This window comes from Legionella nautarum (genome assembly GCF_001467895.1).
GTDB lineage: Bacteria > Pseudomonadota > Gammaproteobacteria > Legionellales > Legionellaceae > Tatlockia > Tatlockia nautarum.
Genome location: NZ_LNYO01000021.1, coordinates 65,601 through 91,571 on the forward strand (window position 1 = coordinate 65,601; position 25,971 = coordinate 91,571).

A 25,971-nucleotide genomic window follows, 5' to 3' on the forward strand; every position below is an offset into this window, starting at 1 on the left:
CTCTTCTTGAGTCAGTTTTTAAAATTGCGTTTAAGAGGCTCTTTAACAATTCAAGAGGCGCTTTAACGTCATGACTATATTCTCAACAGTAATGCCTAAATAATCATAGGCTTGAGCTGCAGGTGCAGAAACACCAAAGCGATCAATGCCAATCACTGCACCGTCTAAACCAACAAAACGGTACCAATAAGCGGTAGTCGCCGCTTCGACAGCGACGCGTTTACGCACAGCCTTTGGTAAAACTTGCTCTTGGTAGGCATTATCTTGAGCTAGGAAACGCTCACAACATGGCATGGAAACGACGCGAATCTTTTTCCCCGCTGCTTGCAACTGCGTTGCCGCAGCAAGAGCTAATTGAACTTCTGAACCGGTTGCTAGGAGAATGGCTTCGGGTTGTCCTTGACAATCACTGAGGATATATCCCCCTTTTTTAATCGATTCTGCACTATCAGCAGCGTGAGTGAGGGCAGGTAAATTTTGTCTTGATAATAACAAAGAAGAAGGCCCTGTATGATGTTCGAGGACTTGTTGCCAGGCAATCGCTGTTTCAAATAAATCAGCGGGTCGCCATACTTGCATATTGGGAGTCATGCGCAACATTGCCGCATGCTCTATCGGTTGATGAGTCGGACCATCTTCACCTAAACCGATGGAATCATGAGTGAAGACATAAATAACTCGCTGTTTCATGAGCGCAGACAAACGAATAGCATTTCTGGCGTAATCTGCGAATACTAGGAAAGTGCCGCCATAGGGGATGAATCCACCGTGGAGGGCTAAGCCGTTCATGATAGCTGCCATACCAAATTCACGTACGCCGTAGAAAAGATAATTACCCGAAAAATCCGTTGCTTTTATGGCCTTTGTGCCCGACCAGTCTGTGTTGTTCGAGCCTGTTAAATCAGCTGAGCCGCCTAACATTTCGGGGAGCAGGTTAGCAAATTGTTGTAAGCAAAGCTGCGAACTTTTACGAGTTGCTAAGGCTTTGTCATTGTGGCGACATTGTTCGATAAATTGCTCGGAAGACGAGTTCCAGTTATCGGGTAAGTCATGGTTAATACGGCGTAAAAACTCATGATAATCGCTTTGATAGAGTTGTTGGTAATTATCACAGAGAGCTAGCCACTGATCTTCATCCTGTTGCCCCTGCTCAATATGATTCCATTCGGCATAAATCGCATCAGGAATGACAAAAGGCTCATGGGGCCAATGAAAGGTTTCCCGTACTTTTGCGATACCCTCTGCACCAAGAGGAGCGCCATGCGCTTTTTCACTGCCGGCGACTGGTGAACCAAAACCAATCACTGTTTTGCAGATAATCAAACTAGGTTTGGTGCTTTCTTGCCGCGCTTGTACAATGGCTTTTTCAATGGATTGCGGATCATGGCCGTCAATTGGGCCGATCACCTGCCAATTATAAGCTTTAAAACGTAAAGCGGTATTGTCTGTAAACCAAGACTCTACCTTACCATCGATCGAAATTCCATTATCGTCGTAAAAAACAACGAGCTTGCCGAGGCCTAATGTGCCGGCTAAAGAACTTACTTCATGGGAAATACCTTCCATGAGGCAACCATCTCCAGCAAAGACATAAGTAAAATGGTTAATGAGTTCTAAATTAGGACGGTTAAAATGGGTAGCTAATTGTTTTTCCGCAATCGCCATACCTACGGCATTGGCTAAGCCTTGTCCTAGAGGCCCTGTTGTCGTTTCAACGCCAGGCGTGTCTGTACATTCTGGATGGCCGGGTGTTTTGGAGTGAAGTTGACGAAAATGTTTTAGCTCATCGATGTTGAGATTGTAACCTGTTAAATGCAATAAAGAATAAAGTAGCATTGAACCATGACCATTAGACAACACAAAACGATCCCGATTAAACCAGTTGGGATTTTTAGGGCTGTGCTTTAGAAATTTTTTCCAAAGTACAGCCGCAATTTCCGCCATGCCCAGGGGCATGCCCGGATGTCCAGATTGTGCTTGCTCTACGGCATCAATACTTAAAAAGCGGATAGCATTGGCTAAATCATTGGAAAGGCTCATCGTTCTCTTCTGCTGTCATCAGGGGCACTATTGTCGCTCAGAAGCCATTAATCAGCAAGTTAGCTCTCTATTTATTGTAGCAATAATGCTCAAATAATTTTTTTTTAGATAAATTAGTCTTGAAAAATTTACTTCTTGACTATTTTTTGGCATGATTGCTCTGTTTCAACTAACTTAAGGTTGTATGTCAGCAGTTTTACAGCGATTACAGTCCCTTACAGGTGGTCTCGAACAATGTCAAGAAGGGACAAAGACGTGGGATTTTCGAGAGAGATTAGAGGAAAAAGCTGTTGACTTTTTCTTACCATTGGTGCGTATTCATCAATTATTGCAGATCGAATACAATGTGCACTGCGTCCATCTTGCGCATAGCTTTGCGGATAAATCCCAGCAACCAAATCTTACTGAGGACGAGCTAAATATTCTTACCGAGCAATTGGTTGCTGCTTTAGCAATGGCAGAACTTTTAGCTCATATTTATCATTATTATTTAGATGTACCTTACGAAGTATTAACCCTCCAGAATGAGCAAAAACATTATCGAAATTTATTGAGACTACGTGGTTATGATTTTCCTAATACCGAGAAATTGGAAAATGATCCTACGGAGTCTTTTGTTCGATCTGTGAGGGAGACTACAGCAAAATATAACTGGCTTCGCTTATTTACTATCCGCATACGGCGGGTTTTTATCACACTACTTCCTTTTATTAAAGACTGGAAGTATCTGACTGGTATGATAAATGGTATAGATATCGTCCTTGGACCGACCTTAAATTATGTGGCTTGGGTGTTTTATGTACCTAGGTTAATGTTCAATCTGCTCGTATTACTAAAGCATTTTTATCCTACTGAATGGGTAGGGATGGGGGCAAAGGAAAAGGATTTAGATTGGTTGTTTCGTGTCGAAATCCATTTTCAACGTCGATGGTTTTTCTTAGGTAACGATACAGCTTGGTTTATTGGTGGTATCTTGGGTTGCTTCGTATTAACTGGCATCCTAGCACCGGTTGCTATGTATGTCAGTATCTCCATCTTTTTCTTTGATATAATAATGGCGAGTCTTCGTGCTTCCATTGAAATGCGCCGGATGAATGAAATCCGTGAACAATATATTAATATTGCAGACAATTTACGTAGCTCTGGTGCTTCACAAGCAGAAATTGAAGAAATAGAAGAATACCAACGACAGTTGGAAGAGAGTTTCAGTACCGAGCAACAAAGGCTAATATTAGCGATTATTTGCACGAGCACCTTGTTTTTAGCAATGTGCCTCACTGTGCCAGCTCTAGCCAGTATGCCAATTATTCCGCTGATTAGTGCAATCATGGTTATTACTATTACTCTAATCTCCTTTATTGCTACTAATTGGATAAACGAGTTTGCCCCCAAAAAGAATGTAGAAAAAATTGATGCACCAGGTCAGTCGTTATTTACGAAGGGTTTGACTTTTTTTCAACCTTCGAATGAAAGTGCTGAAAAGCAGCGAAAAAAACTACTACATGTCTCCAGTACCGCAGGCCCACTTTGGGATCTTCCTACGATAGAAAGTCAAACAACAAATCCACTATAGAGTAGACATCAATTCAATGATATTCTTTAGAGTTTGTTATGACTGAGAGGATTTATGTCAGCAGTTAGCCTACCGCAGTTTACTTCTATTAATACGGATCATGTGGTCGAACATCTCGATAAACTTTTACAAGATAACTTAGCGCAAATAGAAGTAATTATTAGAGAGAATAAGCAGTTTACTTGGAATAATCTCATGCGACCTTTAGAAGATATGGATGACGTGCTTGAACGCTTTTGGTCTCCATTTTCGCATATGCATGCGGTAGTTAATTCTAAAAAATTACGAGATTGTTATCAGGCTTGCCTACCCAAATTATCGGCATATGATTCTGCAATTGGACATAATCAAGCGCTCTACAATGCGATTAAATCCTTAGATAAAACAGTTTTGAACGAAACCCAATGCAAGATTATTGATGACAGTATTCGAGATTTTGAATTGTCTGGCGTTGCCTTATCGCCTGAGAAGAAACACCGTTTTGAAGAAATTCAAACTCAGTTATCTCAGTTGTCGAATCAATTTGAAAATAATGTTTTAGACGCAAGCCAAGCCTTTAGTTTGCATATCACCGATGAAAAACGCATAGCCGGGTTACCCGAGCATGCTATTCATACTGCACGTGAATTAGCGGCAGAAAAAGAGTTGCCAGGTTGGATGTTAAATCTTGAGTTCCCTTGCTATCTCGCTGTAATCACTTATGCAGAAGATAGAGCCCTGCGTGAAGAAATGTATAAGGCCTATGTCACACGTGCCTCCGATCAGGGGCCCAGTGCAGGAAAATACGATAATACAACCTTAATCGATGAGTTGTTAACACTGCGGCAAGAAAAAGCAGCATTGCTTGGTTTTGCTAATTATGCCGAACTATCCTTAGCGACTAAAATGGCGGAATCACCAACGCAAGTTATTGGTTTTTTGCAAGACTTAGCTAAGCGGGGGCATCATCAAGCAGAAACTGAATTTAAATCTTTGCAGGAATTCGCAGCTAAAGAATACGATCTACAGGAATTAGCCCCTTGGGATTTAGCCTTTGTTTCTGAGAAAAAAAGCCAAAAAGAATATGCTATTTCTCAAGAAGAATTACGCCCTTATTTTTCGCTCAATAAAGTCATGGAAGGATTATTTACCATAGTCAACAAACTCTATGGCATGAATATGGAAGAAACCAAAGATATTGATACCTGGCATCCCGATGTAAAATGCTATCGTATTTTGGACGAGAATAAACAATTACGAGGCTATATTTATGCTGATTTGTTTGCTCGCCAACACAAACGAGGCGGGGCTTGGATGGATTCTTTGCAGGGGCGACGAATCTTAGCTAATGGTGATACCCAGTTACCCATCGCGACCTTAACTTGCAATTTTGCGAAGCCGTCAGCAAAAAAAATGGCTGCTTTATCCCATGATGAAGTTTTAACCTTATTTCATGAACTTGGTCATTGCCTGCATCATGTGTTGACTAAGGTCGATTATTTGAATGCTTCTGGGATCAATGGCGTTGAATGGGATGCCGTTGAGTTACCAAGTCAATTTTTCGAAAATTGGTGCTGGGAACAGAATGCGCTCCAATTGCTTACCCAACATATTGATAGTGGAGAAATCTTACCTGAGGAGCTTTTTAAAAAGTTGCTTGCCGCTAAAAATTTCCAATCTGCTATGGCAATGATGCGTCAATTGGAATTTTCCCTCTTTGATTTCCGCATCCATCAAGAGTTTAAATCGCAAAGCTCAAGTTTAGTGACAACGATACTTAATGAGGTAAGAAAACAAACTACGGTTGTTCCAATCGCCCCATATAATCGTTTTCAACATAGCTTTTCACATATTTTTGCGGGCGGCTATGCGGCAGGTTATTACAGCTATAAATGGGCAGAAGTGCTTTCTAGCGATGCTTTTTCCCGGTTTGAAGAAGAAGGAATTTTTAACGCACAAACCGGACACGATTTCTTACATTCGATTTTAGAGGTTGGCGGTTCAAAGAAAGCGGCGGACGCTTACTTGCAGTTCAGAGGCCGCCCAGCGAAGGTTGATGCTTTGTTGAGACATAACGGGATTAAATAAAGTTTTTTTCTACCCCTTCGATTTTTAACGGAGGGGCTAAGAATGATGAAATTTTCAGAAAATTAATCCCAACAAATACCGCAAACCACAATTTTGTTCAGTATAAAGATGTGTTATAATAAAAATGTACAACAAAGGGGGCGACCTGGCTTCGACGTGGGTTGCGAAACCTGAAGTGCATGCCGAGAATGAGAACTCTCGTAAATCAGACTCACTAAATATAAATGCAAACGAAGAAAACTTTGCAGGTGAAGGAGAAGTTTCTATCGCTGCGTAAGCTGTGATAGATTTTTTTCTGAACCGCACCGTGCGCTGCTATAAAACCAGCGCCCCGTTGACCGAGCTCGCTTATCGGTATCGAATCAACGGTCATAAGAGATAAGCTCGCATCTTGATACGTCCCGCATCAAGCTGTTAAATCCAGGGAATCGCCGTAAACCATCCTGCCTGTCGGAGGGGCTACGGTTAACTTAAAAGACAAGGCTACGCATGTAGAGCTGAAGGCAGAGGATTTGCGGACGCGGGTTCAATTCCCGCCGCCTCCACCATTTATTCAAACTATCAAAGACCACCAAAGACCATTATAAACCCTTGTAAATCAATGAGTTAAAGCCTGATTCTTCATAAGTTAGGTTGTCTTTTGTGGTTTCTCGTTGGCTCAAAAATCACCCAAAATATGCCCAAAATTTTTGAGAAAGTACCCAATACCTGCCCAAAAAAATTAAAATATATGGGAGCTGTAATAATGGAATTTGCTTAGGTTAAATACTGGTAGGAGGGGTTGCTATTTTTAATACTGGATGAAAAGAGTTGCCACCAATTTTCTAAGCAATTCAAAAATCGTCATTGCCTCTATTTCTAGTGCTTTTTTATGCTTAACACTTTTATGGCCTAGTTCGGCATTATAAATTTCTGTGCTGCTGCTTTTTATAGGGTGATGAATTAACTTGTCAATTAATGAGCAATAATTTATTTGATCCAAATGCAAACAAAATATGAGATAAATAAGCAATTTGTGGTTTTATAGGGATCATAGTGTAAAAAAATATGCCTTAATAGGATTGTTTTGGTGAAATAACGAAATTATAATCCGACCTGTTATTCAAGGAAATTAATAAGGAGATGTTATGAACGAATATTATTCTAATAGAATTGATGCTGAGGAAGATAAAGACGAATATATGCCTTGGTAATCCAAGTTATATAAAAAGTTTCTATTTGTATTATTGATATGAAATTAGTTTTAAACAATGATGTATTTGCTGTAATCGATGACTTCTTAGAGCCATCAGACTTTGAAAAAATTTGGAATTTTATTCAAACTGAAAATTTTAAATTTGTTCATACTTCTAAATGGATAAATGCATTTAGTCTCGAGGACGGTGCCCCTTTATGGGGCAATGTTACTATTTCTCATCCTAGGCACGAACCTTGTACTACAGAGCAAATATACCCTACTACTTCAACAATCGATTTATTCATACAAGCACTAATCGCAAATTCTCCAGAGTTTTCTCATTTAATCGGTCTTAAAGATCAAGATTGGGATTTTTTCTATGCGAGACCTTATCTTTACCCAAGAGGCTCAGGGCTTTCTTGGCATACCGATGGAAAATACAAAATTTCAGGTGCCTATGTTTTTTACTGCCATCCTGTTTGGGATATGAATTGGGGCGCCGAACTATTAATTAATCCTATACCTCAGCAAGATTTTGAATATCCTGAAGTAACTTTAATTAATGATAAGAAGAAATCAGTAGGGTTTCACCTATCTAATAAAGCGTTGAATAACTATATTGGCGATGGAATAGGTCATTATATTGTACCAAAACCTAATAGATTGGTTGTTTTTAGGAATAATATATTGCATTGCATAAAGAAAGTAGAAAATGCTGCAGGAAATCACGTAAGAGCATCGATAACTGGCTTTTTTATGAGTAATGAAAGAATACACGCAGCTAAAGACGCTGAAAAAGATTGTTCAATTTGATGCCCCTTTTAGGCGGGGCTGAATCCAACCAATTCTAAATAACTTACAAACTTAACGTAGCTTGGAAGCAAAAAAATGAATTTAGAGCACGAGATATCACCCATACAAGCTCAAGAAAAAGTAAATTTTGTTATTTTGGTACCTCATACTGATGAAGTTACTTTAGATAATTTTATCCTCAGGGCAGAAGATGCTCCGTATAATGAACAACCAAGTAGATACCAATTTCAAAAATGGTCTTCTTGGTGTTCGGCACATTTTTCTTCTTATTATTTCTTTGTTAGATACAAAGGCACTCTTTTAAGATGTAAGCAATTTTTATATGATTTTGGGCCTTTATCAAATTTAGATCATGCTGCTTTATACGATCATTGGGTTTGGGAAATAAGACCTCATGTACTCGATCAAGAAAATGTTTGTTGGATTGGTTATGATTATTCAAAATCAAAAACGTTAACTTTTCTATCATATGGGACAAATGTTGAACTTCGCCTCCTCGAAGGCAATCTGCAGGATGAAGACCTCTTAGAACTTTGTAAATCCTTTTCTCCTATTTCGTTATCAACGGAAATCTTAAAAAAGAATTTTTTTGAACTGTCCTATTGGTCACGGTATAGCAACTGCATGAAAAATGCCTGCATTAATAGTGAATATAAACCACCTTCAAGTATATGGAATATAAGATGGCCAATGCACAATATCCTTAGAGGAAACAAACCAGATCATACTCTAAAGTTTTTAAAACATTTTAACTTGGATCTTATTCCTGACAGTGAAATTATTTATGGAAATAAAGATAAAATAGAAGAAATTCAGCTTGTAATGTTTCCTTTAAATGGAAAGAAAAACCAAATTGCATGGTTTCGAGTTTTCAATAAGTCCTCTTTTCCAATAAAGAAACCAGCACTCTCTCGATTGCCAACTATGAATTCATTTAGTGGCTATAGCAATTTTAATTTAACTGTACTAAATCCGAAGAGTAGTAAGGTGTCTAGTAATATATACATTGCAAGTTTTAATGATTGTTATGGACCACATGATGCTCTTTGGTGGGATGATGAAAATGCTTATTTATTACAGTTAAGTGCTAGTGCAAATAATTCAATAGAATATTTTAAAGGAATTTTTAGCCAACTTACTAGAAAAATTAGTTAAGTGAATGGTTCTGCAATTTCTTGAGTAAATTTCAAAGGTCCTCATGACGGTAAAAGTTTGTTATACATAGTACGGCAAATATCTCCTACCTCGGCTCTGGCCTCGTGCTCTTTGATTGCCAATCTGCTCTTCAATAGAACGTCTTTTTATTTTGAGCTCACCATTCTATTAATTTTAATCGATTTCTCATCTTTGTCATGGGCTTATTTTGGGGGGATAGTCAACCATTTCCTAAAAGAAAATTGTTTATGTAATTTAAATTTCATTTATACGAACATTTATTAAATGTAATCATAGAGTTAAAAGGCTTAAATTTTTATTGAAACTTTTTTAAAAATTTATTACTGTCCATTGATTAATTTAGAGAATTAAAGGTAAGAATGTTTCTACAGTCTTATGTTATACCAATATGTCAATTTGAACTCAGCAAAAGTGAAGCACGTATAAAGAAAACAATAGGCACTGCATTTTTTATTAATGACACTGGTTTTTTTATGACAGCTAAGCACGTTATTAAAGACGCAATAGATAATCTTAAAGGAGATGGTGGATTTATAGGACTAATTGTAAAAGGTAATGAAGGAAAGTCGCCTGATAATTTTGCAGTTCCTATTATTTCGTATAGCTTAGCCGAAAATCCATATGATATCGCAGTCGGTATAACTAACTATAAATGTGAAACGCCTTTAAGAATTAAAGATGCCGAAGCCGGATTGTGGAGGGAAGTAATTACTTTAGGTTATCCAGTAACAGCTCTAGTGCAAAAACCTAACGACTTTAGGGTAAATATAAGAGGACATAAAGGTTATATCCAGCGATTAATATCTCTCGATGATCAAGCCATGTCTTTAGAGGGGCAAGAGCATCCGAACTCATTTGAACTTAATTTTACAATTGGTTATGGGCTAAGTGGTTCTCCTTTAATTGTATATAATGCTCAGGAGCAAATAGTAGTTGGAGTATGTGTTGGATCGAAAAAAACAGAATATCGTGATTCAATCGAAGAGTATGGTATTGCTCAAGATATTCGTCCTTTATTGGATTGGAAGCCAGATTGTTTTTTTGGTAAAAGTTTAAAAGAGGTAAGTAACTTGTATTTCGATAAGCCGTAAAAAACTATCAATTTTCAGTCTTTCAAAAAATATTTTATAAAAATTGTTTCAATTACTTCAAGTATCTAAAAAAGGATTAAAAGCTATTTAATTTTTTTTAGTATTTCAAATTCGATTCTGGAAATAGGTTTTTCACACTTCCTCGAAAAAGTTACTGTATATAGCGCTATAACTCCGCTGGAAGACGTCCATAAGGCATTTGATAATGCAATGAGGCACTCATTTTATGTTCATCAGTAAACTATATTCAATCGACAAGTTTTTATGTTTTGTGCGACGCCGCTGTGAGAAAAATAACCAAGAGTGTGTAAAGTAAAGCAACTAATCCATAGGCTATTAGAAACCATAAAATTCGGACTAACCAGCGTGGTGGCTGTACCGTTGGTAATACTCTTATGACTTTAATTGGGCCCTCGTCTGACTCTAAATGTGTATTTATTTGATTCCACGTATTAGGCGGGAAGTATAGATATGTTATTGTAATTTCTTTTTTCGGTACTAATTTTGGAATTACTATTTCTTTTTGGCCTCCTGGCAAAGTATTAACCTGATATTCGATATCGGGCTGTATTTGGAAATCTGGTAAAATATAGTGACCAAGATGAATATCGTTTGCAGTTTTTCTACCATTATTTCTAAGTACGATGGAATGCGTATTAATTATCAGCGGACCTGTGGGAGTTGATAATTGAATTCCTGATACATGCCCTATATAGGTAATTAGTTTAGCTCGTTTTTCAAAAAAACTATTTAATCCTGCTCCAATAAAAAGTGATATCACAGGCATAGCGATAGCGGTAACTAGTGACCAATCAACAGTAAACATAAATTCTCCTTGTAAAACTTCACTTATTGAGCTTCTGAGCGGATCTGTCTTTTTTTAATATAAGTATTCAGGCTAATATGGTTGCTGTACCCCAAAAAAATAGATATTTTTCTTACTTGGTAAACCTAATGACAATAGCTCTTTAATTTTGTCTAAGTCCTTATCAAATTTACTCTTTTGAAGAGCTCCTCTTGTTTTGCCTAATTGAATGCCTGTAATTTCTTACTCGCGAGAGCTTCTTTAGTCCCAAGGCTAATTAGATCGCGAGTTCTAAAAAATAATTGCACATTTATTAAAATGAGGGCAGATTATTATCTGCTAGTTAGCTCTATTGTTTTTTTTCTATTTCAACCAAAAATGAAGGAGAAAGGCAACATAAACAAACCTGATGCGATCAGCATTGCCGTTGACAATAATAATGTAAATCGACTGAATTTTCGTGTTTGCAGGGTCAAATCACGGGTCTCGGTCAGTGCTGCCAATATTACCTTTTTCATAGCTTGAACAGATTCACTGGTAGATTCTTGCAATAATCTCGCCATAGCCTCCTTACTCCCTGTTAATGCAACATTAAGGATTTTCTCAGCCTTTTCTTTGGCATCATCCTTCCATTGAGAGGAAATTTTCTCCATTTCCTCTCGAAACTGAGTCAACATCAAAGCTTGAGCTTGTCGGGTTTCTGCAAGCAGATTTTCGTTCATTGTATGAAGGATGAGAATTGGATCGTCCTTGCTTAAAACCACCCCATGCTTGATGGCGATCTCCTGAATAGTTTTATCAAATTCATTAGTCATTAGATTACTCTGGCGTTATCTAATTGACCAAATAATTGATCACGAACGATTTTTAAGCGTTGGCGAGTCATGATACTTTTCTCTGGCGTACTCAGCACTTTATCGAAGGTCAGTTTTTGTTGCAACATCTCGGTTAGATCCCGTCCGTAGGTTTCTTTTTTCAGATCGGGGATTTGAATTAAGGCTGATATTTTGTCTTTATTATCTCGGTAGGCTTTCAGTTGTTCAAACGTTTTGCCTTCATGCTCTATGGCTCCCCAATAGGGATTGAGCCAGACGATAAATTGTGCTTCATTTGCAAACTGGTTAATCAGCTGAGCAAAGCCATTAATGGTGTCGAAGAAGGCTTGGCCGCCGGTAATGATAGTATGAATGACCATCTCATGGCCTAATTCCTTTAACAAAGTTGGAACTTGGTTACTGATGAGGTAATGAGATAGTGGTACAAAAGAGCTGGCACCATTATCAATGACTACATCATGAGTTGTTGAGGCAATTTTTTCGATGAGGACATCAAAAAGACGGGGGTTGATTTCATCACCGCTCATGACTTGAATATGATCGACGTTGAGGGCTTTAAAGCCATGAAAAGTTAAATTGATGGGGTCGGTGTCAATGCACAGTGGGGATTGGCCTTTGTGCTGTTTATATTGTGCAGTTGTTGCTGAAATAAATGACTTGCCAACACCACCTTTTCCCTGAAGAGTAATATGTATTTTTGCCATTACAAGAGTTCCTCCAAATTAGGTTTCGGATTAAAAGTAAAACCGCGAATTTCGGTTTTTGCTTTACTTTTAGCCTGTTCATCTTCCTTGGTGTATTCCTGCTGAGATGGCTTTTTTTCAGAAGCAATCAAACGTGCTACATAGCCACAAAAAGTTTTATATGAAAATGAGATTTTACCTTCCTCAACTAAGGTTTCCCACACAAGCTTTATGGACCAGCCGTCAGCCAGCGCGGAAGCGATATCATTTTTTAATGCGAGAAAAGCGGCTTTATTTACAGATTTATCAGAGGCTTTTCTTCCCATCTGCTTAGCTGCTATTCGTTCGCTGAGGGAGTTTCCCATGTCATAGCGTGAATTGGTTATTGTTCTGTCTGATGGTATGAAATATTGCGCAGTTCTGCAATAGCTTATATTACTTTCTTTCCTTTTGGCGTAATTTAATATTCCAATAAAGGGAAATATATGTAATTTAGTGTAATAATTGGTAATTATCAGTAATTAATTTGGTTTTTCACAAAATAACCTTGAAATTACATAAAATTACCTGATGATATGCCAGTAAATGAACTCCAAAAGCAGGGCAAGATAGGTGAAGTTAGCTAACCAGTAAACTGTTTATCTAACTTCACTTTGCCTTATTCGCACCTTCGGCGCTCAACGGAAAATCTTGACTCAACAAAGCTTTTAGCTAACACTTATCTAGTTCCTAAAGGATTGCTAACAAAACCCCTTTCATTAATTAAAAGGTGTGGGCAACCCCTATGAGCGATTCAGACAAAAAAATAACACGAAAAAACGGGCGACATCTCAGAGTGCCTGTCCTTCCCGATGAAGAAATCGAAATCAAAAATAATGCAGCAACATCTGGATTAACCACAGCAGAATACCTGCGTCGCTTAGGACTTGGGCTTAAGATTCATGGGATCATTGATAAACAACATATCCTCGAATTATCCAAAATAAATGCTGACCTAGGCCGATTAGGTGGCCTACTAAAGTTATGGCTGACTAATGATGAGCGTTTGGCACATTTTAATTTTAGAACTATAACTAGCCTTTTAAATCGCATACGAAGTACACAGGATGCGCTGCTTGAAGTGGTGAAAAAGCTATGATTATTCGCCATATTCCAATGAAATCAATTAGGAAAAGCAGTTTTTTGGGGCTTGTTAACTACATTACCAACACACAAGGGAAACAGGAACGAGTAGGACAGATTAGGGTTACAAATTGTCAAAACACAGAGAAAGAGTGGGTAATTCATGAGGTGATGGCAACTCAGGCTCTTAATCAACGAGCCAAAGGGGATAAAACTTACCACCTATTAATTTCATTTGCACCAAATGAGAATCCTTCTACCAAAACACTTAAAGAAATAGAAGAACAGGCTGTTGCTTCTCTTGGTTTTTCTGAGCATCAAAGAATCAGTGCCGTTCACTATGATACGGATAATCTTCATATTCATATAGCGATCAATAAAATTCATCCCAAGCGTCATACCTTGTATGAGCCTTTTCGCGCTTATAAAACTTTAGGCGATATGGCTCAAAAGTTAGAAATGGAATATGGATTACAGCAGACTAACCATTCTGCTAAGAAAGTAAGAGCAGAGAATCTTTCAGATGATATGGAGTATCATGCTGGCATTGAAAGTTTCTTAGGTTGGATAAAGCGAAACTGTTTATCACAATTAGAGGAAACTCAAAACTGGTCAGCCTTTCATAATCTATTAAAAGAGAATGGTCTTCAGATTCGTGAACGAGGCAATGGCTTTATTATCTTAAATAGTAATGGTCTTGCAGTTAAAGCCAGTTCTATTTCGCGGACTCTGTCAAAATCCAACCTTGAAAAGCGGCTGGGCGAATTTGAACCGCTAAAAAGGAAGGAGAGCCCTAGTTTCATACAACACCATTATGAACAACGACCTATTAATCGTAGAGTTAATACCACTGAACTCTTTGCAAGGTATCAAATCGAACAAAAAAATAATAAAACATCTCTATCAGAAGCTTTAACTTCTGCAAAAATACGTAAAAATAGATTAATAGAGCAAGCTAAACAACAAGGTCGGTTAAAGCGTGCTGCCATTAAATTTATGAGAGGACAGAGAGCAAATAAAAAAATCCTTTATACTTTGGTCAGCAAAACTCTTCAATCAGACATTAAAAAAATCAGAAAACAATACAGTAAAGAACGTCAATTATTAGTTGATAATTATCAGCAAAGCGCTTGGATGGATTGGCTGCAAAAGCAAGCATTATTAGGTAATGAGGAAGCCTTATCAGTCTTACGCTTTCGAGGAGCTCGTTCTTCAACAATTAATATCATTAATGGAGCAAGGGAGGCTGATAAAAACCCAATTCCTAACTCCCGAATCGATAATATTACCAAAGAAGGGACTGTAATTTATCGTGTTGGTCCTTGTTCTATTCGAGATAATGGAAAGGTATTTAAAATCTCAAAAGCTTTATCAAAAGAAGACCTGAAAGTAGCAATTCAAATGGCTCAAGAACGATTTGGAAGATGTATCCGAATTGAAGGCAGTGCATTATTTAAAAAAGTAATTGTACAAACAGCTGCCTTTTTTAAACTGAACATTACCTTTGAAGATATCAATCTAGAACTACATCATCAGAATTTAATCACCCGTCTAAATAGTAAGGAAAATAATAATGAGCAAAACAGACAATTACCATTTAACAATAGGACAAGAACTAGAAGAGGCAATGAAATTACTGGAACAAGACTCCTCAATGTTAATGCATTCAATGGAGGAGGGACAGGAGCATCAACTAGACTTATCGAGCAACACAATAAGTCCCACATTGACAGCTTTGGAGGAGGCCCGTCGCCCGAAAGTAAAAACTGCCTGCGAAACCTGTCCCAACTCAGTATGGTTCAGTTCACCCAGCGAAGTGAAATGTTACTGTCGGGTAATGTACATGGTCAGTTGGAGCGTCAAAGAACCGAATTTAATCACAAGCTGCGACGGAAAGTTTCTAGGTCAGAGCCAAAAAATTTTAAACTCGATTGATTAATCTGAAGCGTCAGCGAATCCAATTTTATTGCAATTCTTATCCCTTCAAAACTTACTCCTATCGAAGCAAAAGGGCCTATAAGTTTTGATAGTACTGCTTTTTAATTGGACTCGGGGCAAAGGGAGTAATGGAACCACTAACCCACTTAGAGAAAAAAAATCATAATAACAATAGGTTAAATTGAATTAGTTTTGACTTAATCTGACACAACCTATTGAAAAGGTGAGAGTTTCCGGTTTTGATAGAAGTGCGAACTTTTAATCAAACCAAGAGGAAAACTCTCATGATAGATAATAGCGTTAAAATTATTAAACATAAAGTTGGATTGCTGAACCTGGCAGAAGAATTAGGTAATGGTATCAAAAGCATGTAAAGTAATAGGTTTATCCCGTGATACTTTTTATCGCTACAAATCCGCAGTAGAGTCTGGCGGAGTTGAGGCATTATTCGATCAAACCCGCAGAAAACCTAATCACAAGAATCGAGTTGAATCTATTGAAATAGCGGTAAAGGAATATGCTATAGAGTATCCTGCGCATGGCCAGCAACGCACCAGTAATGAACTGAGAAAGAAAGGAGTATTTGTTTCTGGCAGTGGCGTACGGAGCGTCTAACCGAGAAATTCATAACTCTAAAGAATTTAATAGAAAGAAATTTTTTAAAGATGTAATTTATGTATGTATTCTAGTAAAAACCAATTTACTACAATTTTTTGGGTAATTTTTTACAACTACCATAATATGAAGTACTTCCAAATTTTGCAATTAAGTAACCAGTATATCTGTCTATTAAAAAATTAATCCCCCCTGATTTCCCCACTATGCATGCATAAGTGTCGTTATCATAACTAGCTTTTGCATACTTTTTTACACCCCATTGATTTTTTTCAACTAAAATTCTAAATTCACATCCACCTTCAGAACCTAATAAGTATTTATAACCCTGAAAATTAAACTTAACAAAAAAATTCATCTTTTCAGTAGGATTAGTATAGGGCATATCAATATTACATATAAAAGCAGATTCCTCTGGCAATTCTATGCACCCAGTAATTTGAAGACAAAATGTAAGTAAAAACCACTTATATTTACGCATGTATCCTTACTTTCTCCGAAAATATTGTAGAGTATGTGGTTCAGCTATAGATCATAGCTAATTAATTGTTTAGTTTCTATTAGATGTTGGGTCCCTGAAATAGTTTAGATTTAGCACATCCTTTTAAGATCTTCTGTTGTCTATACTGTAAAAATAACTCTACACCAATTTCTCTATCATGTGCTAGCTGAACTACGCCCTGAGTTTGTGTTTTTGTAGCTTTTATGTTTTTTGCAACGAAGCCGAATTTACAATAGCCAACCAATTTTCCAGATTAGGCTTGGTTATCGAAGAGGACAATTTTACAGATCAGGAAGCTGTAGCTGCCGTCATTAGAATGACCAACGGAAATTTCAATTTAATTAACAGGTTGCTGAAACAAGCCTGTCGGATTATACAGAGAATTTCCATGACAATCTTGACTGCCGAGATTTTTGAGGCTGCCAGAAAATGTTTGTTAATTGGGGAGCGGTAGGCAATTTAATGTGGCTGAAAGCGGCAATTTAATTTGTCCTTTTACACACGAAACGTATACAATAATCTGAGATTTAATTTAGTACAAATCACCTTTAAGGTTAGATGAAATAACAAATTTTTTCATATATGGTTTACTACGCACTTTATTCATCAACTCCCAATAGCAAACTCTAGCATAATCTGACCTTATATAATCTGGAATGCGGTACCTGTAGGCTAATCCATCTTCACATTTATAGTAACTTCGATCGAATTGTGGTAGTAAATAACTATATATTGCCAAACGGATATTATTCAGAAATTCACATATGTGACTAGATAAAAAAATCAATATATCATTATGAAATCTTTCATAAAAATCTGGAAGTAAAAGAAGACCTTTTGTTTCGTTAATTTCAAAGCCTGAATTTTGCAAAATTTTTTGTAGACCTTTCACCAATCCATCTGCTCGTAAATTATTATGTTTAGATATACTGCCACTCAATTTAATCATATCGAATCTAGAAATAGACAATGATTCGCTCCGATCAATTGATGGCATCCAAACATCTATTATTTTTTCCTTTTTGAGCCATTCTTGAAACTCTATGACTATGATTTTTAATTCTTTTTCAGAATCATCTACTGAAAATTGTGGGGTTATGCTTATATCTGCTAGACCATTCAGAAAAGTAGTTGTTTTTATTGGCCCTTTTTTATCTGTCATTGAGAGGAAATCTACTAGAAGAATAAAAAACAATTTCATTTGGTTACTATCATGAAACAGAATATTGCATTCTGTATATATTCCTTGAATCTTAAACAATGAGAAATTCACCATTTCGTCAATATGATCATAAATATTCCTAAGTAATATTACTTCATTTTCCATCGCAATAGTTTCCTGGCTTATATCGCTCACTATTTACTCACACATATAACAATGCACTGATTCTACATATAGCCTCTCTCTCGATCAATTAAGAATTCTGTTTGTGCCGGGTTAAATACTAATCCATTATTATCGGCAGCGACTACATTCTACTCCGGGATATCAGACACCAGTTGAATTTCAGTTGCAGCATAAAGTTGGTGTCCGAAATATCGAGGCAAGATCAGATTAGCAAGCATAAAACGTTTTCCCTGATTTATCCCAAATCATGAAGTATTAGACGATTCGCTAGAATATAGATATGGCAGACACCTTAACTAAAAAGTAATTATGGAGCTTTGTCCCAATAATTAATATTAGCTGTAATAATATGATTTTAAATTTAAATAAACACTTTCTAAAAAAAGATATTCTTGCTCTGTATTTTTATAAAATTTAGCCTTAATTTTTCTTCCAGGATGTATTAGATTTCTAACAAATTTAGTGATTTCAAGTAAGCATATATATACATCATGATTATGATTAAATGGATAAATTTTGGCCTCCATATATAATGATATTAACTGCGACAAGGTTAACGATAAAATCTCTATTTTTGTTTGGTAATCCCCCCGCACCAACCATTTTATAAATGGATTGAATAGAATTCTTCTTAGTAGGTCTGGGACTAAAAGTCATTTTAAATTAAAATTGAGACTAATCTGCAATAAGTGAAACCTACTTCTCATTTTCTACTTTTAGAAAAATATCCTTTTTATGTTTAAACAAGAAGTTTTGCCATTCTTTATGAACAGCTTGGCATATCTGATCTTTTACCAAAAACTCTTCTTCACTTATGCCCTGATTAAGATCATTTTGTAACTCATCCTCTAATTTCATCCATTTTTTACGTAAGCGGTCTAATTCATGTATGCTATCCATGTCAGTTCCTAGTTCAATTAAATTATCACATTAGAAAGTATAGAAGATTCAGGAAAAAATTTAGCTCGAAATAAGCGTACGATTACTCTGAGCATCACTACTTATCCAAACTGCTGCAGTCGATTGAATAAAAATCTCACTATGGGGTAGTGAGCCCATTCATGTCAAAATTTACGGTTTAAAAAGCAAGGACTAGGGCAAGGGGAGTAATGGAACCACTAAACCACTTAAGCATTAAATTAGAAATTAACTTATTCGACTTGGTTGATTATATAGCATATTGATATATCAGTTTTGGCTCTAGCTAAGAAATCACTGTATTTTAGACCTATTTAACTTATTGTTATTATAATGGTTTTTCTCTAAGTGGGTTAGTGGTTCCATTACTCCCTTTGCCCCAACCTTATGTAAAGTAGAGCTTTTTTATTGTAGTTAAATTCATATTGCTTCAATAGAAATCACTATTAGATATTTTGTCATTATTTGAGCATGATGATAGAATTATATCTATTTGATTATCTTTTGTCATGAACAAAGTTGAATTGATCATGTTGCTACCCTTATCACCAAGGATTTTTGTTACAAAATTTCACCCTCAAGGAATTACAACAGAAATATATAGATTGTTTAATGAAAAGATAGAGTTAAAAAAGGAAGATAGTCGAATACTTTTTGCATCTGTACATGGTGAATTATAAGTGCGACCAACCACAGTTAATTATCGGAATTTTAATGAAAAGACTACTAATTATTTTATTATTTATGACTAGCATACATGCATTTGCCAAGAATGTGGCAGAAGCAAAAAAGAATATGGATAATTTCAATGAAGCATATGAGATATTTCATAAGAATGGAATGAATATTTTTGATGATAAAATTGGAAACTATAAACTTCGTGATGATTTAGGAGAATGCTCCAATCGTGGTAATGCTTGGTGCGCAGGTCTCCTTGGTGAGCAATATTATTATAAGGAATGGTATTCATTGGCCTACCCTCTATTAATAAGGGCTTCTAAATTGGAAGAGAATGGCTGGCCATCATTTGATTTTGAACTTGGCTACATGTTTAAAAATGGTCTGGATGTACTACAAAATGATGAGAAGGCGCTTTCATTTTTCAAAAAATCAGCTTCAAATGGCTACACTGACGCTGCAATTAATATTGGGGATATTTATTATAGGAAGTCAAAATTATTGAGTAGTAGTTCTAATAAGTTAAAAGCAACTCATATTACCTCCAACTTAATCAAAGCTTATGCATGGTACAAAATAGCACAAGCGCTACATAGTTCTCAACTTAAAGATAAACAAGTAATACATATAAGGGACTCAATTAAGGAATTAAAGCAACTTTTAGTTAGGCGATCCTCCCTAAAAGAAGCAAATAATCTAGCAAGTCAAATTTGTTCAACGATTTCTACATGTATTCAATAGAATGGCAGATTCGACGTGAATGGATCTGAATTAGGTGCAACGCGGCACTTGTGATCTATTATAATATCAATGTATCACAATTCTCTTTAAACCCCTACAACCTCAGCACATTCAGCGCTTATTTTGCGCTTAAACTAACGACCAACGATTCTTTCACAGCGTGAGAGGATGTAAAAATGATGTCCAATAGAAACCAAATAACTACCTACTCTTGGACATAAAATAAGGACAATCATAATCAATTCTTCGCAGAATCTACTTATCTCAATTATAATCCTGGCTTTTATTTCTTCGACAAGTTCAATAGGGATATTAGCCACATGAAATTACAAATAAAACAACCTGTTATTCGCGCTATATCGCTTCTGGCAACCCTATTCTTATCAAACACCATCCATGCAGAATCAGCACTAAAATTGAACAAATTCATCAAAGCCTTTTTTGGGAACTTACGCCACTTGTTACTGCGACAGTTAACACTGACTTTAAATTTGATATCTCACCTTTTCTCTCAATGCCTAAACCGGAGATAACCTTTAAAATATCATCGAAGGATACCATTTTAAAGCATGTTGTTATAAGCGACTTACCCCACGGACTAGTTCAGAACACAGAGTCTAGCGACGCCTGCTTTAAACATTTTAAGCTTGGAGTTAAAGATGCTTGTTATCTTCATCTAGAAGTCAATAAACGCGAATATGATGCGTCGGCAGAAAATAATCTTTCGGTGTGTTGGAATGACAATAACGACTGTATCTCTATTTCAAAAGAACAATTGAACGAAGCAGTCGAAAATACTGATGATTTCATTCATGTTGAAGTCTCCCCTATGTCAATCGATGGATTACAGTGGGATCCCACTGAATTTGCTATAGTAGGTAAACCAACTAAAATGGAAGGCGACTACTTATTTCAGTTAAAAGTCATTGCCCATGATGGAACTACAGATTCTACGACTCTTCCTGTCTATATAAACGATTTTTCTAAAAATGTTTTTCGTTTCAATGACAACATTAATCTCCCTGTTGCAACACCTGGCAAAGAATACAAAATTAATTTGCTAGAATTGATTGGAAGAAGTCCGCCTGGAAAAAGCTCATTTCAAGTTCATTTTAAAATCAACCGAGATCCTGAGTGCCCAGAATGGTTAAAACTAGAAAAAAAACTACCTTAAAAGCAATATACCTTTATCGGAAGCCGGAAATAATATCACGTTTACCCTGATGGCATTCTCCAATTATGATGAAATAGCCTCGACTCGAATTACCATACCAGTGGCCAGTGACCCAACTAGAAACCCATTCTAAAAGAGGCAAATTGGGAAGTTTTAGTTGAAAAGAGCTTTGGAATAAATCTCAATGATTTGATTATCGATAATGGTGGCGACGAAAAAGTATCTTTTTTAATCGACGAAATTAGTCCAAAAGATCTGTCTTATAACCTATTTGATAACGGATTTTTTAGAGTTCATACCGGCTATAGATCCTATGGAAAAATTTACTATATTACCCTGCATGCCAATACAAGATTAGGAGGCAATTCCGAACCTATCACCATTCCAATAGAAATAACTAAAAACCCTGAATTGGCACCCAGCTTTATTCGCACTAATCTAGTGATCCCAATCTATTCTGGCCAAAGTTTAATTCACGATTTCGTAGCCAACCAAGATATTGTTCCGGTTTACGAACAGATCCATTATTCAGTACCCTTTGCAAATGCGACACATCCTTCTTGGATGAAAATTGAAAACAACAAATTAATGATTGATGAAGTGCCTAAAAATTGTGATTCATTGTATACAATCAATCTGACTTTAACCAATGAGCCTGGGGGATCAAGACAAACGGAACTTTCATTAATGTGTTCGAAATAATAATCGAGATCAATTCTAAAATCATGATTACTAGCTTAACCCTGGAAATTAACGAATGAATCTCAATGCGGTTCATTCGCTGCTAAAAAAATCTTTACCACCAACTCGATGCTGCAGTAAAGGTCGTATTCGGATACGTCCCTTGATAAGTGCAAACCGTTTCTTAGTTTTGATAAGAGGGATAAACGGGTGAAAAATTATAATCATGGATAAGGCGAGCTGACTTTAAATTAAAAAAGTGCAAGTTTCTCCACTCACATAGATTTTGGTCTGAGCTCTTTGAAACGAATAGTAAAATCAGAGAGTCTTAAATCTTATTAACTGAAGGACAGGGCATACTGGCAATCGCTGTCGTACAGGGTGGAAATAAGAGTGCTGTTACAAACCATGTTCCATTTAATTTCCTTTTGCCGGCCTAAACAACGCGGATCATTTTTTGGAGGTGTAATGCTGTTGCTTTTTTAAACGATGAATTTCTTCCCTGTTTACGGAAATAATCTTTGGCGCCGAAATGCCAAATGAAATATCGCCTTGCAACTGCTGACCCCTTTTAGGAAGAATGGTCACAAGTTGGTTGTTGATTTCAATGACAAGCGTTTCTTCAAACGAGAGATTAATAATTTCCATTTTTAAATCCTTTCTATTCCACTAGGCACTAATTGACGGTGGCGATAATAGCCTAGAATACCTCCCCTGTCATTTAAATGTTTTTTAAATGACAATCACCCTCCGGTTTAAACTATTTCGGGAATAATGATCTCACCTTGGATGTGATGATTAGTTTTTTTTCTTCCAAATAATCCCAATAAATTCGCCTAAGCGTTATCATCTCATCTAACTGTAAATCAATCATAAGTTCTTTATTAAAGGCCTAGTGTGTACGTAGACCCTAGGCCTTAAACCAAAAGTTTAATCTAAACTTGCAGCATCAAATTACTCATGGCTTGGTTGCTTGAGTCGGGATAGGAAACAAGTTTAATGAGCTAAATCAAGCTAAAAAGTCAGTTGGCTTGCCTTTAAGTGATCAAAATAAATAACCATTGCTCAATATTTGACTACATTAAGATTTGGTGATATCTTGGTCAACATCTTTTTTCCAGAAGGGATGTCTGTCTAATGTATGAGTCTTCCGAGTTAGCACCTACACATTTTAATTTTTTCTCACCCGCTAAACATCTACCACCGATCGCAGAAGGAATTTTTGATTATAAGGATGCCTTTGAAGCATTCCTCAAAGCAACCGATCAAAAAAACCATACCGCAAAAATAGTAGGTGCATTTGCAAGTAACTTGAAAAAAAGAGAAGTGTTATTTAATGACGATAGGATAAAAGTGGCTGATCTGGGGTGTGCAGATAGTACGACTTGCATGGGTTACTTAACTAAGATGGAATGCCCTGGAGGATTTGATTATCTCGGTTTTGATATTAATGATAAGTTTCTCGAAGAGGCCGAAGCAATCTTATCTCGTAGTGCAGTAATTAAAAAACATGTCTTGATTAAAAAAGATGTGCTGGTAGGCGAGTTAAGCGCGTCTCACTTGGTATCGCCCAAATCGATTGATTTGGTTTTTGTGTCTCATTTAGCCTATTATCTAAAAGACGAAGAATATGGTAAACAATTTGTTAAAAATATTCTTAACCTGCTCAATGACAAAGGGATTGCCATTTTTTTGCATGAAGACAGCACGTATTATTTTCGCTCCACCTATAATTGCAACTACAAAAATAGCAGTGCTCCTTCGCTGCTTAAAAGCTCTGTAACTGGTTTATTGAAAATGCCTGAACAATTTAATGACATTTCATTTACCTCAAAACTTCATTTTGCAGAAATGAGTGAGGAATTATGGCAGGCGGCAAAAGATCCTTCCCTGTATAAAAAATTTGCCTACATTCCATCCTTTTTGGATAATTTAAATAAATTGTCATTTATTGTTCAGTGTGATTTATCAAAATTGGCCCACGAAGGAAGTTTGGAAAGCTTTGTCAATGAAATGCGCCATACACTAGAAACTAACAATTACACATTTAATCTAGTGACAAGAATGCAAATTCTTGTCACTGCAGAGAATTCCCATATTGAACAAATTAACCTGGCTTTAAAAGAAACGGAAAATGATGTGGATTTGATACCTTCAATATCAAAACCTGCTTCGCTAGTTAACTGATAACTCCTGATTTTACTCCACATGCTATAGTTAGAAGACAAAGAAAGTATCTCAGCTTGGCTGCATTGTGGAGTAATCTGGCAAATGAAAAAGAGTGAGATAACATCAGCTTGCATTCATCAGGATGTTATTTTGAATGCTATTCTTGATTATGGAAGTGATATTGCTATTGTTATCGCAAATGATTTTAGTATTGAAATCCTAAACTCGACCAGTGAAAAATTTTACAAGTGGCCACTTGAGAGGGTTCGTGGGTATAATTTTTTAGAACTATGTCAAGAACAACGTATTATCTGTCCCATTCCCGCTCATTTTTTTAAAAATCCCCAATTATTAAACTTTAATCTTGATTGCAAAAATGCCTCAGGCAATGTATGCAACATTAATTGGATTATCTGTCCTCTGACGTTGGCCGATCATGATATTAAAGGCGCGCTTATTATTGGAAAAGATGTCGAACTTAAAAAAAATAACATCGCTTATTTTTTAAATGGGATCATCGATGCAATCCCCGGTTGTTTGTATTGGAAAGACTGCAATGGATATTACTTAGGCTGCAATAATCTTACGGCAAAACTGGCAGGATTATCATCGCCTTATGAGGTGATTGGTAAAACCGATCAAGAATTATGGGGTGAGCAGGCAATCAGTTTAATTGCTAATGACACAGAGGTTATGACGCAAGGAAATGCCATCATTGTGTCAGAAAGCCTAAAGACAGCCTCAGGTCAATTGATGCATTTCACCGGTGTTAAAATGCCGCTCCGTGATGAAAATAACCAAGTAATTGGTATTATTGGAAATTCGCTTGATATAACTGAACTGAAAGAAGCTCAGACTGAGTTAAAAAAATCAATGGAGTTGGTCAAAGCCGCAAACCTTGCCAAAACTGAATTTCTTGAGAACATGCGCCATGATATACGCACCCCTCTTTCCGGTATAGTAGGGTTTTCTGAAATTTTAAAGCTAGAATCCCAAGAGCCTCGCATCAAAGAATATGCAGATAATTTAGCGGCCTCAAGCCATGCATTGCTCGATTTAATGGATGAGGTGCTAGAAGCCGTTCGCGTCAGCTCCGGCGAAATTCCTAAACTTAAGAAAAAATTTGATCTTAATCTCATGCTCAATCAGGTGATTAACCTACATAAAGCGAAAGCAGGTGAAAAAAAGCTACAGCTCAATTATATCTATGATGACAATCTACCTCGATACGTGATTGGCGATAAAATCAGGCTTCATCGCATTATCCTTGAATTAATCGGCAATGCACTCAATTTTACCCATTCAGGGCATGTTACTCTGACCGCTGAGCTTGCTAAACAAAAAAAACGCCAATTAATCATTAAATTTCAAGTCACTGATTCAGGAATTGGTATTGATAAGGATAAGCAGCAAGATATTTATCTGCAATTTAAACGCCTTACTCCCTCTTATAAAGGACTTTATAAGGGTGCAGGATTAGGGCTTTATATCATTAAACAATTCATAGATGAGTTGGATGGTGAAATTTATGTTAAAAGTGCCCTAGATTGTGGTACAACATTTACCTGTATCATTCCACTTAAAGCACCTCTGTTGGATGATAACTCAGGAATTGAAGAGGTAATGCCCGAAGAAGAACAGCGTTTTTTAAATCCTGTACGAACTCTCGCAGCCAATCCCAATCAACCCAATTCAGTCTTAGTCGTTGAAGACAGCGAAATTGCTCAAAAAGTGGCGTTAACCATACTGACATCGATGGACTGCGTTGTTGATTTAGCCAGCTCAGGTCAAGAAGCGCTGCAACATATTAAAACAAAACGCTAC

General features: G+C 36.7%; 21 protein-coding genes, 1 other RNA gene and 1 pseudogene. 14 read left to right on the forward strand and 9 right to left on the reverse strand.

Annotated features, from left to right (window positions below; translation table 11 throughout):
- Positions 1 to 42: 42 nt before the first annotated feature.
- Positions 43 to 2,040 (reverse strand): transketolase, encoded by a 1,998-nt coding sequence (gene tkt / locus Lnau_RS10645; RefSeq protein WP_058505135.1) that lies wholly within the window; start codon positions 2,038 to 2,040, stop codon positions 43 to 45.
- 184 nt (positions 2,041 to 2,224) lie between these two features.
- Between tkt and Lnau_RS10650 the strand changes: the two genes are divergently transcribed.
- From Lnau_RS10650 to Lnau_RS10675, 6 genes are all read left to right on the forward strand, one after another.
- Entirely contained in the window at positions 2,225 to 3,613 is a 1,389-nt protein-coding gene (locus Lnau_RS10650; protein WP_058505136.1) for a hypothetical protein, read from the forward strand.
- 54 nt (positions 3,614 to 3,667) lie between these two features.
- Complete coding sequence (locus Lnau_RS10655; protein WP_058505137.1) at positions 3,668 to 5,680, forward strand: M3 family metallopeptidase; 2,013 nt, start codon at positions 3,668 to 3,670, stop codon at positions 5,678 to 5,680.
- Positions 5,681 to 5,816: 136 nt separating this feature from the next.
- Positions 5,817 to 6,228: a transfer-messenger RNA gene (gene ssrA, locus Lnau_RS16000) on the forward strand.
- A gap of 683 nt (positions 6,229 to 6,911) precedes the next feature.
- Positions 6,912 to 7,670 carry a 2OG-Fe(II) oxygenase gene (locus Lnau_RS10665; protein ID WP_058505139.1) on the forward strand — a complete coding sequence of 253 codons (759 nt, stop codon included), beginning with the start codon at positions 6,912 to 6,914 and terminating at the stop codon, positions 7,668 to 7,670.
- A 75-nt stretch (positions 7,671 to 7,745) separates the two neighbouring features.
- Positions 7,746 to 8,825 carry a hypothetical protein gene (locus Lnau_RS10670; protein ID WP_058505140.1) on the forward strand — a complete coding sequence of 360 codons (1,080 nt, stop codon included), beginning with the start codon at positions 7,746 to 7,748 and terminating at the stop codon, positions 8,823 to 8,825.
- A 380-nt stretch (positions 8,826 to 9,205) separates the two neighbouring features.
- Complete coding sequence (locus tag Lnau_RS10675; protein ID WP_058505141.1) at positions 9,206 to 9,937, forward strand: S1 family peptidase; 732 nt, start codon at positions 9,206 to 9,208, stop codon at positions 9,935 to 9,937.
- Positions 9,938 to 10,199: 262 nt separating this feature from the next.
- Here Lnau_RS10675 and Lnau_RS10680 read toward each other — a convergent pair whose 3' ends face one another.
- The 4 genes from Lnau_RS10680 to Lnau_RS10695 form a co-directional block, all read right to left on the reverse strand.
- Entirely contained in the window at positions 10,200 to 10,763 is a 564-nt protein-coding gene (locus tag Lnau_RS10680; RefSeq protein ID WP_058505142.1) for a hypothetical protein, read from the reverse strand.
- 347 nt (positions 10,764 to 11,110) lie between these two features.
- The gene (locus tag Lnau_RS10685; RefSeq protein ID WP_058505143.1) at positions 11,111 to 11,557 is read right to left on the reverse strand and encodes a conjugal transfer protein TraM; all 447 of its coding nucleotides are present in this window, start codon (positions 11,555 to 11,557) and stop codon (positions 11,111 to 11,113) included.
- Positions 11,557 to 12,282: a nucleotide-binding protein gene (locus Lnau_RS10690; RefSeq protein WP_058505144.1), complete on the reverse strand. Its 726-nt coding sequence runs from the start codon at positions 12,280 to 12,282 to the stop codon at positions 11,557 to 11,559. Before Lnau_RS10690 ends, Lnau_RS10685 begins: the two co-directional genes overlap by 1 nt.
- Complete coding sequence (locus tag Lnau_RS10695; RefSeq protein WP_058505145.1) at positions 12,282 to 12,626, reverse strand: TraK family protein; 345 nt, start codon at positions 12,624 to 12,626, stop codon at positions 12,282 to 12,284. Before Lnau_RS10695 ends, Lnau_RS10690 begins: the two co-directional genes overlap by 1 nt.
- A gap of 419 nt (positions 12,627 to 13,045) precedes the next feature.
- On the opposite strand from Lnau_RS10695, the gene traJ reads away from it, so the two are divergent.
- From traJ to Lnau_RS10710, 3 genes and pseudogenes are all read left to right on the forward strand, one after another.
- On the forward strand, positions 13,046 to 13,399 hold the full coding sequence (gene traJ / locus Lnau_RS10700) for a conjugal transfer transcriptional regulator TraJ (RefSeq protein WP_058505157.1): 354 nt from the start codon (positions 13,046 to 13,048) through the stop codon (positions 13,397 to 13,399).
- Positions 13,396 to 15,318 (forward strand): TraI/MobA(P) family conjugative relaxase, encoded by a 1,923-nt coding sequence (traI, locus tag Lnau_RS10705; protein WP_058505146.1) that lies wholly within the window; start codon positions 13,396 to 13,398, stop codon positions 15,316 to 15,318. The genes traJ and traI overlap by 4 nt, the downstream gene beginning before the upstream one ends.
- A gap of 287 nt (positions 15,319 to 15,605) precedes the next feature.
- Positions 15,606 to 15,933 (forward strand): annotated as a pseudogene (locus Lnau_RS10710) (helix-turn-helix domain-containing protein); the annotation flags it as partial.
- A 91-nt stretch (positions 15,934 to 16,024) separates the two neighbouring features.
- Here Lnau_RS10710 and Lnau_RS10715 read toward each other — a convergent pair.
- The 3 genes from Lnau_RS10715 to Lnau_RS10735 all read right to left on the reverse strand — a co-directional run bounded on the left by Lnau_RS10715 (position 16,025) and on the right by Lnau_RS10735 (position 18,686).
- Positions 16,025 to 16,417, reverse strand: a complete 393-nt coding sequence (locus Lnau_RS10715; RefSeq protein WP_058505147.1) for a hypothetical protein — start codon at positions 16,415 to 16,417, stop codon at positions 16,025 to 16,027.
- A 553-nt stretch (positions 16,418 to 16,970) separates the two neighbouring features.
- The gene (locus tag Lnau_RS16170) at positions 16,971 to 17,795 is read right to left on the reverse strand and encodes a hypothetical protein (RefSeq protein WP_133134927.1); all 825 of its coding nucleotides are present in this window, start codon (positions 17,793 to 17,795) and stop codon (positions 16,971 to 16,973) included.
- Between the two features lie 687 nt (positions 17,796 to 18,482).
- Complete coding sequence (locus tag Lnau_RS10735; RefSeq protein WP_058505151.1) at positions 18,483 to 18,686, reverse strand: hypothetical protein; 204 nt, start codon at positions 18,684 to 18,686, stop codon at positions 18,483 to 18,485.
- A gap of 732 nt (positions 18,687 to 19,418) precedes the next feature.
- Here Lnau_RS10735 and Lnau_RS10740 point away from each other — a divergent pair.
- The 3 genes from Lnau_RS10740 (at position 19,419) to Lnau_RS10750 (ending at position 21,999) form a co-directional block, all read left to right on the forward strand.
- Positions 19,419 to 20,123, forward strand: coding sequence for a tetratricopeptide repeat protein (locus Lnau_RS10740; RefSeq protein ID WP_133134928.1), 705 nt, complete (start codon positions 19,419 to 19,421; stop codon positions 20,121 to 20,123).
- Positions 20,124 to 20,637: 514 nt separating this feature from the next.
- Positions 20,638 to 21,297: a hypothetical protein gene (locus Lnau_RS10745; RefSeq protein ID WP_058505153.1), complete on the forward strand. Its 660-nt coding sequence runs from the start codon at positions 20,638 to 20,640 to the stop codon at positions 21,295 to 21,297.
- Positions 21,298 to 21,486: 189 nt separating this feature from the next.
- On the forward strand, positions 21,487 to 21,999 hold the full coding sequence (locus tag Lnau_RS10750; RefSeq protein WP_058505154.1) for a hypothetical protein: 513 nt from the start codon (positions 21,487 to 21,489) through the stop codon (positions 21,997 to 21,999).
- A gap of 429 nt (positions 22,000 to 22,428) precedes the next feature.
- Here Lnau_RS10750 and Lnau_RS10755 read toward each other — a convergent pair whose 3' ends face one another.
- Positions 22,429 to 22,626, reverse strand: coding sequence for a hypothetical protein (locus Lnau_RS10755; RefSeq protein WP_058505155.1), 198 nt, complete (start codon positions 22,624 to 22,626; stop codon positions 22,429 to 22,431).
- A 489-nt stretch (positions 22,627 to 23,115) separates the two neighbouring features.
- Between Lnau_RS10755 and Lnau_RS10760 the strand changes: the two genes are divergently transcribed.
- Both Lnau_RS10760 and Lnau_RS10765 read left to right on the forward strand, forming a co-directional pair.
- Positions 23,116 to 24,165, forward strand: a complete 1,050-nt coding sequence (locus Lnau_RS10760; protein WP_058505156.1) for a class I SAM-dependent methyltransferase — start codon at positions 23,116 to 23,118, stop codon at positions 24,163 to 24,165.
- 84 nt (positions 24,166 to 24,249) lie between these two features.
- Positions 24,250 to 25,971, forward strand: a 1,722-nt coding sequence (locus tag Lnau_RS10765) for a hybrid sensor histidine kinase/response regulator (protein ID WP_157070654.1), incomplete at its 3' end; no start/stop codon positions are given.

What these genes read in the sequence shown, in the direction of transcription:
- Lnau_RS10675 (WP_058505141.1), top strand. Translation starts at nt 9,206, where the DNA reads ATGTTTCTACAGTCTTATGTTATACCAATATGTCAATTTGAACTCAGC.
- Lnau_RS10695 (WP_058505145.1), bottom strand. Translation starts at nt 12,626, where the DNA reads ATGGGAAACTCCCTCAGCGAACGAATAGCAGCTAAGCAGATGGGAAGA.
- traI (WP_058505146.1), top strand. Translation starts at nt 13,396, where the DNA reads ATGATTATTCGCCATATTCCAATGAAATCAATTAGGAAAAGCAGTTTT.
- Lnau_RS10715 (WP_058505147.1), bottom strand. Translation starts at nt 16,417, where the DNA reads ATGCGTAAATATAAGTGGTTTTTACTTACATTTTGTCTTCAAATTACT.
- Lnau_RS10670 (WP_058505140.1), top strand. Translation starts at nt 7,746, where the DNA reads ATGAATTTAGAGCACGAGATATCACCCATACAAGCTCAAGAAAAAGTA.
- Lnau_RS10735 (WP_058505151.1), bottom strand. Translation starts at nt 18,686, where the DNA reads ATGGATAGCATACATGAATTAGACCGCTTACGTAAAAAATGGATGAAA.
- Lnau_RS10685 (WP_058505143.1), bottom strand. Translation starts at nt 11,557, where the DNA reads ATGACTAATGAATTTGATAAAACTATTCAGGAGATCGCCATCAAGCAT.
- tkt (WP_058505135.1), bottom strand. Translation starts at nt 2,040, where the DNA reads ATGAGCCTTTCCAATGATTTAGCCAATGCTATCCGCTTTTTAAGTATT.
- Lnau_RS10680 (WP_058505142.1), bottom strand. Translation starts at nt 10,763, where the DNA reads ATGTTTACTGTTGATTGGTCACTAGTTACCGCTATCGCTATGCCTGTG.
- Lnau_RS10655 (WP_058505137.1), top strand. Translation starts at nt 3,668, where the DNA reads ATGTCAGCAGTTAGCCTACCGCAGTTTACTTCTATTAATACGGATCAT.
- Lnau_RS10690 (WP_058505144.1), bottom strand. Translation starts at nt 12,282, where the DNA reads ATGGCAAAAATACATATTACTCTTCAGGGAAAAGGTGGTGTTGGCAAG.
- traJ (WP_058505157.1), top strand. Translation starts at nt 13,046, where the DNA reads ATGAGCGATTCAGACAAAAAAATAACACGAAAAAACGGGCGACATCTC.
- Lnau_RS10665 (WP_058505139.1), top strand. Translation starts at nt 6,912, where the DNA reads ATGAAATTAGTTTTAAACAATGATGTATTTGCTGTAATCGATGACTTC.
- Lnau_RS10745 (WP_058505153.1), top strand. Translation starts at nt 20,638, where the DNA reads ATGCCTAAACCGGAGATAACCTTTAAAATATCATCGAAGGATACCATT.
- Lnau_RS10760 (WP_058505156.1), top strand. Translation starts at nt 23,116, where the DNA reads ATGTATGAGTCTTCCGAGTTAGCACCTACACATTTTAATTTTTTCTCA.
- Lnau_RS10755 (WP_058505155.1), bottom strand. Translation starts at nt 22,626, where the DNA reads ATGGAAATTATTAATCTCTCGTTTGAAGAAACGCTTGTCATTGAAATC.
- Lnau_RS10650 (WP_058505136.1), top strand. Translation starts at nt 2,225, where the DNA reads ATGTCAGCAGTTTTACAGCGATTACAGTCCCTTACAGGTGGTCTCGAA.
- Lnau_RS10740 (WP_133134928.1), top strand. Translation starts at nt 19,419, where the DNA reads ATGAAAAGACTACTAATTATTTTATTATTTATGACTAGCATACATGCA.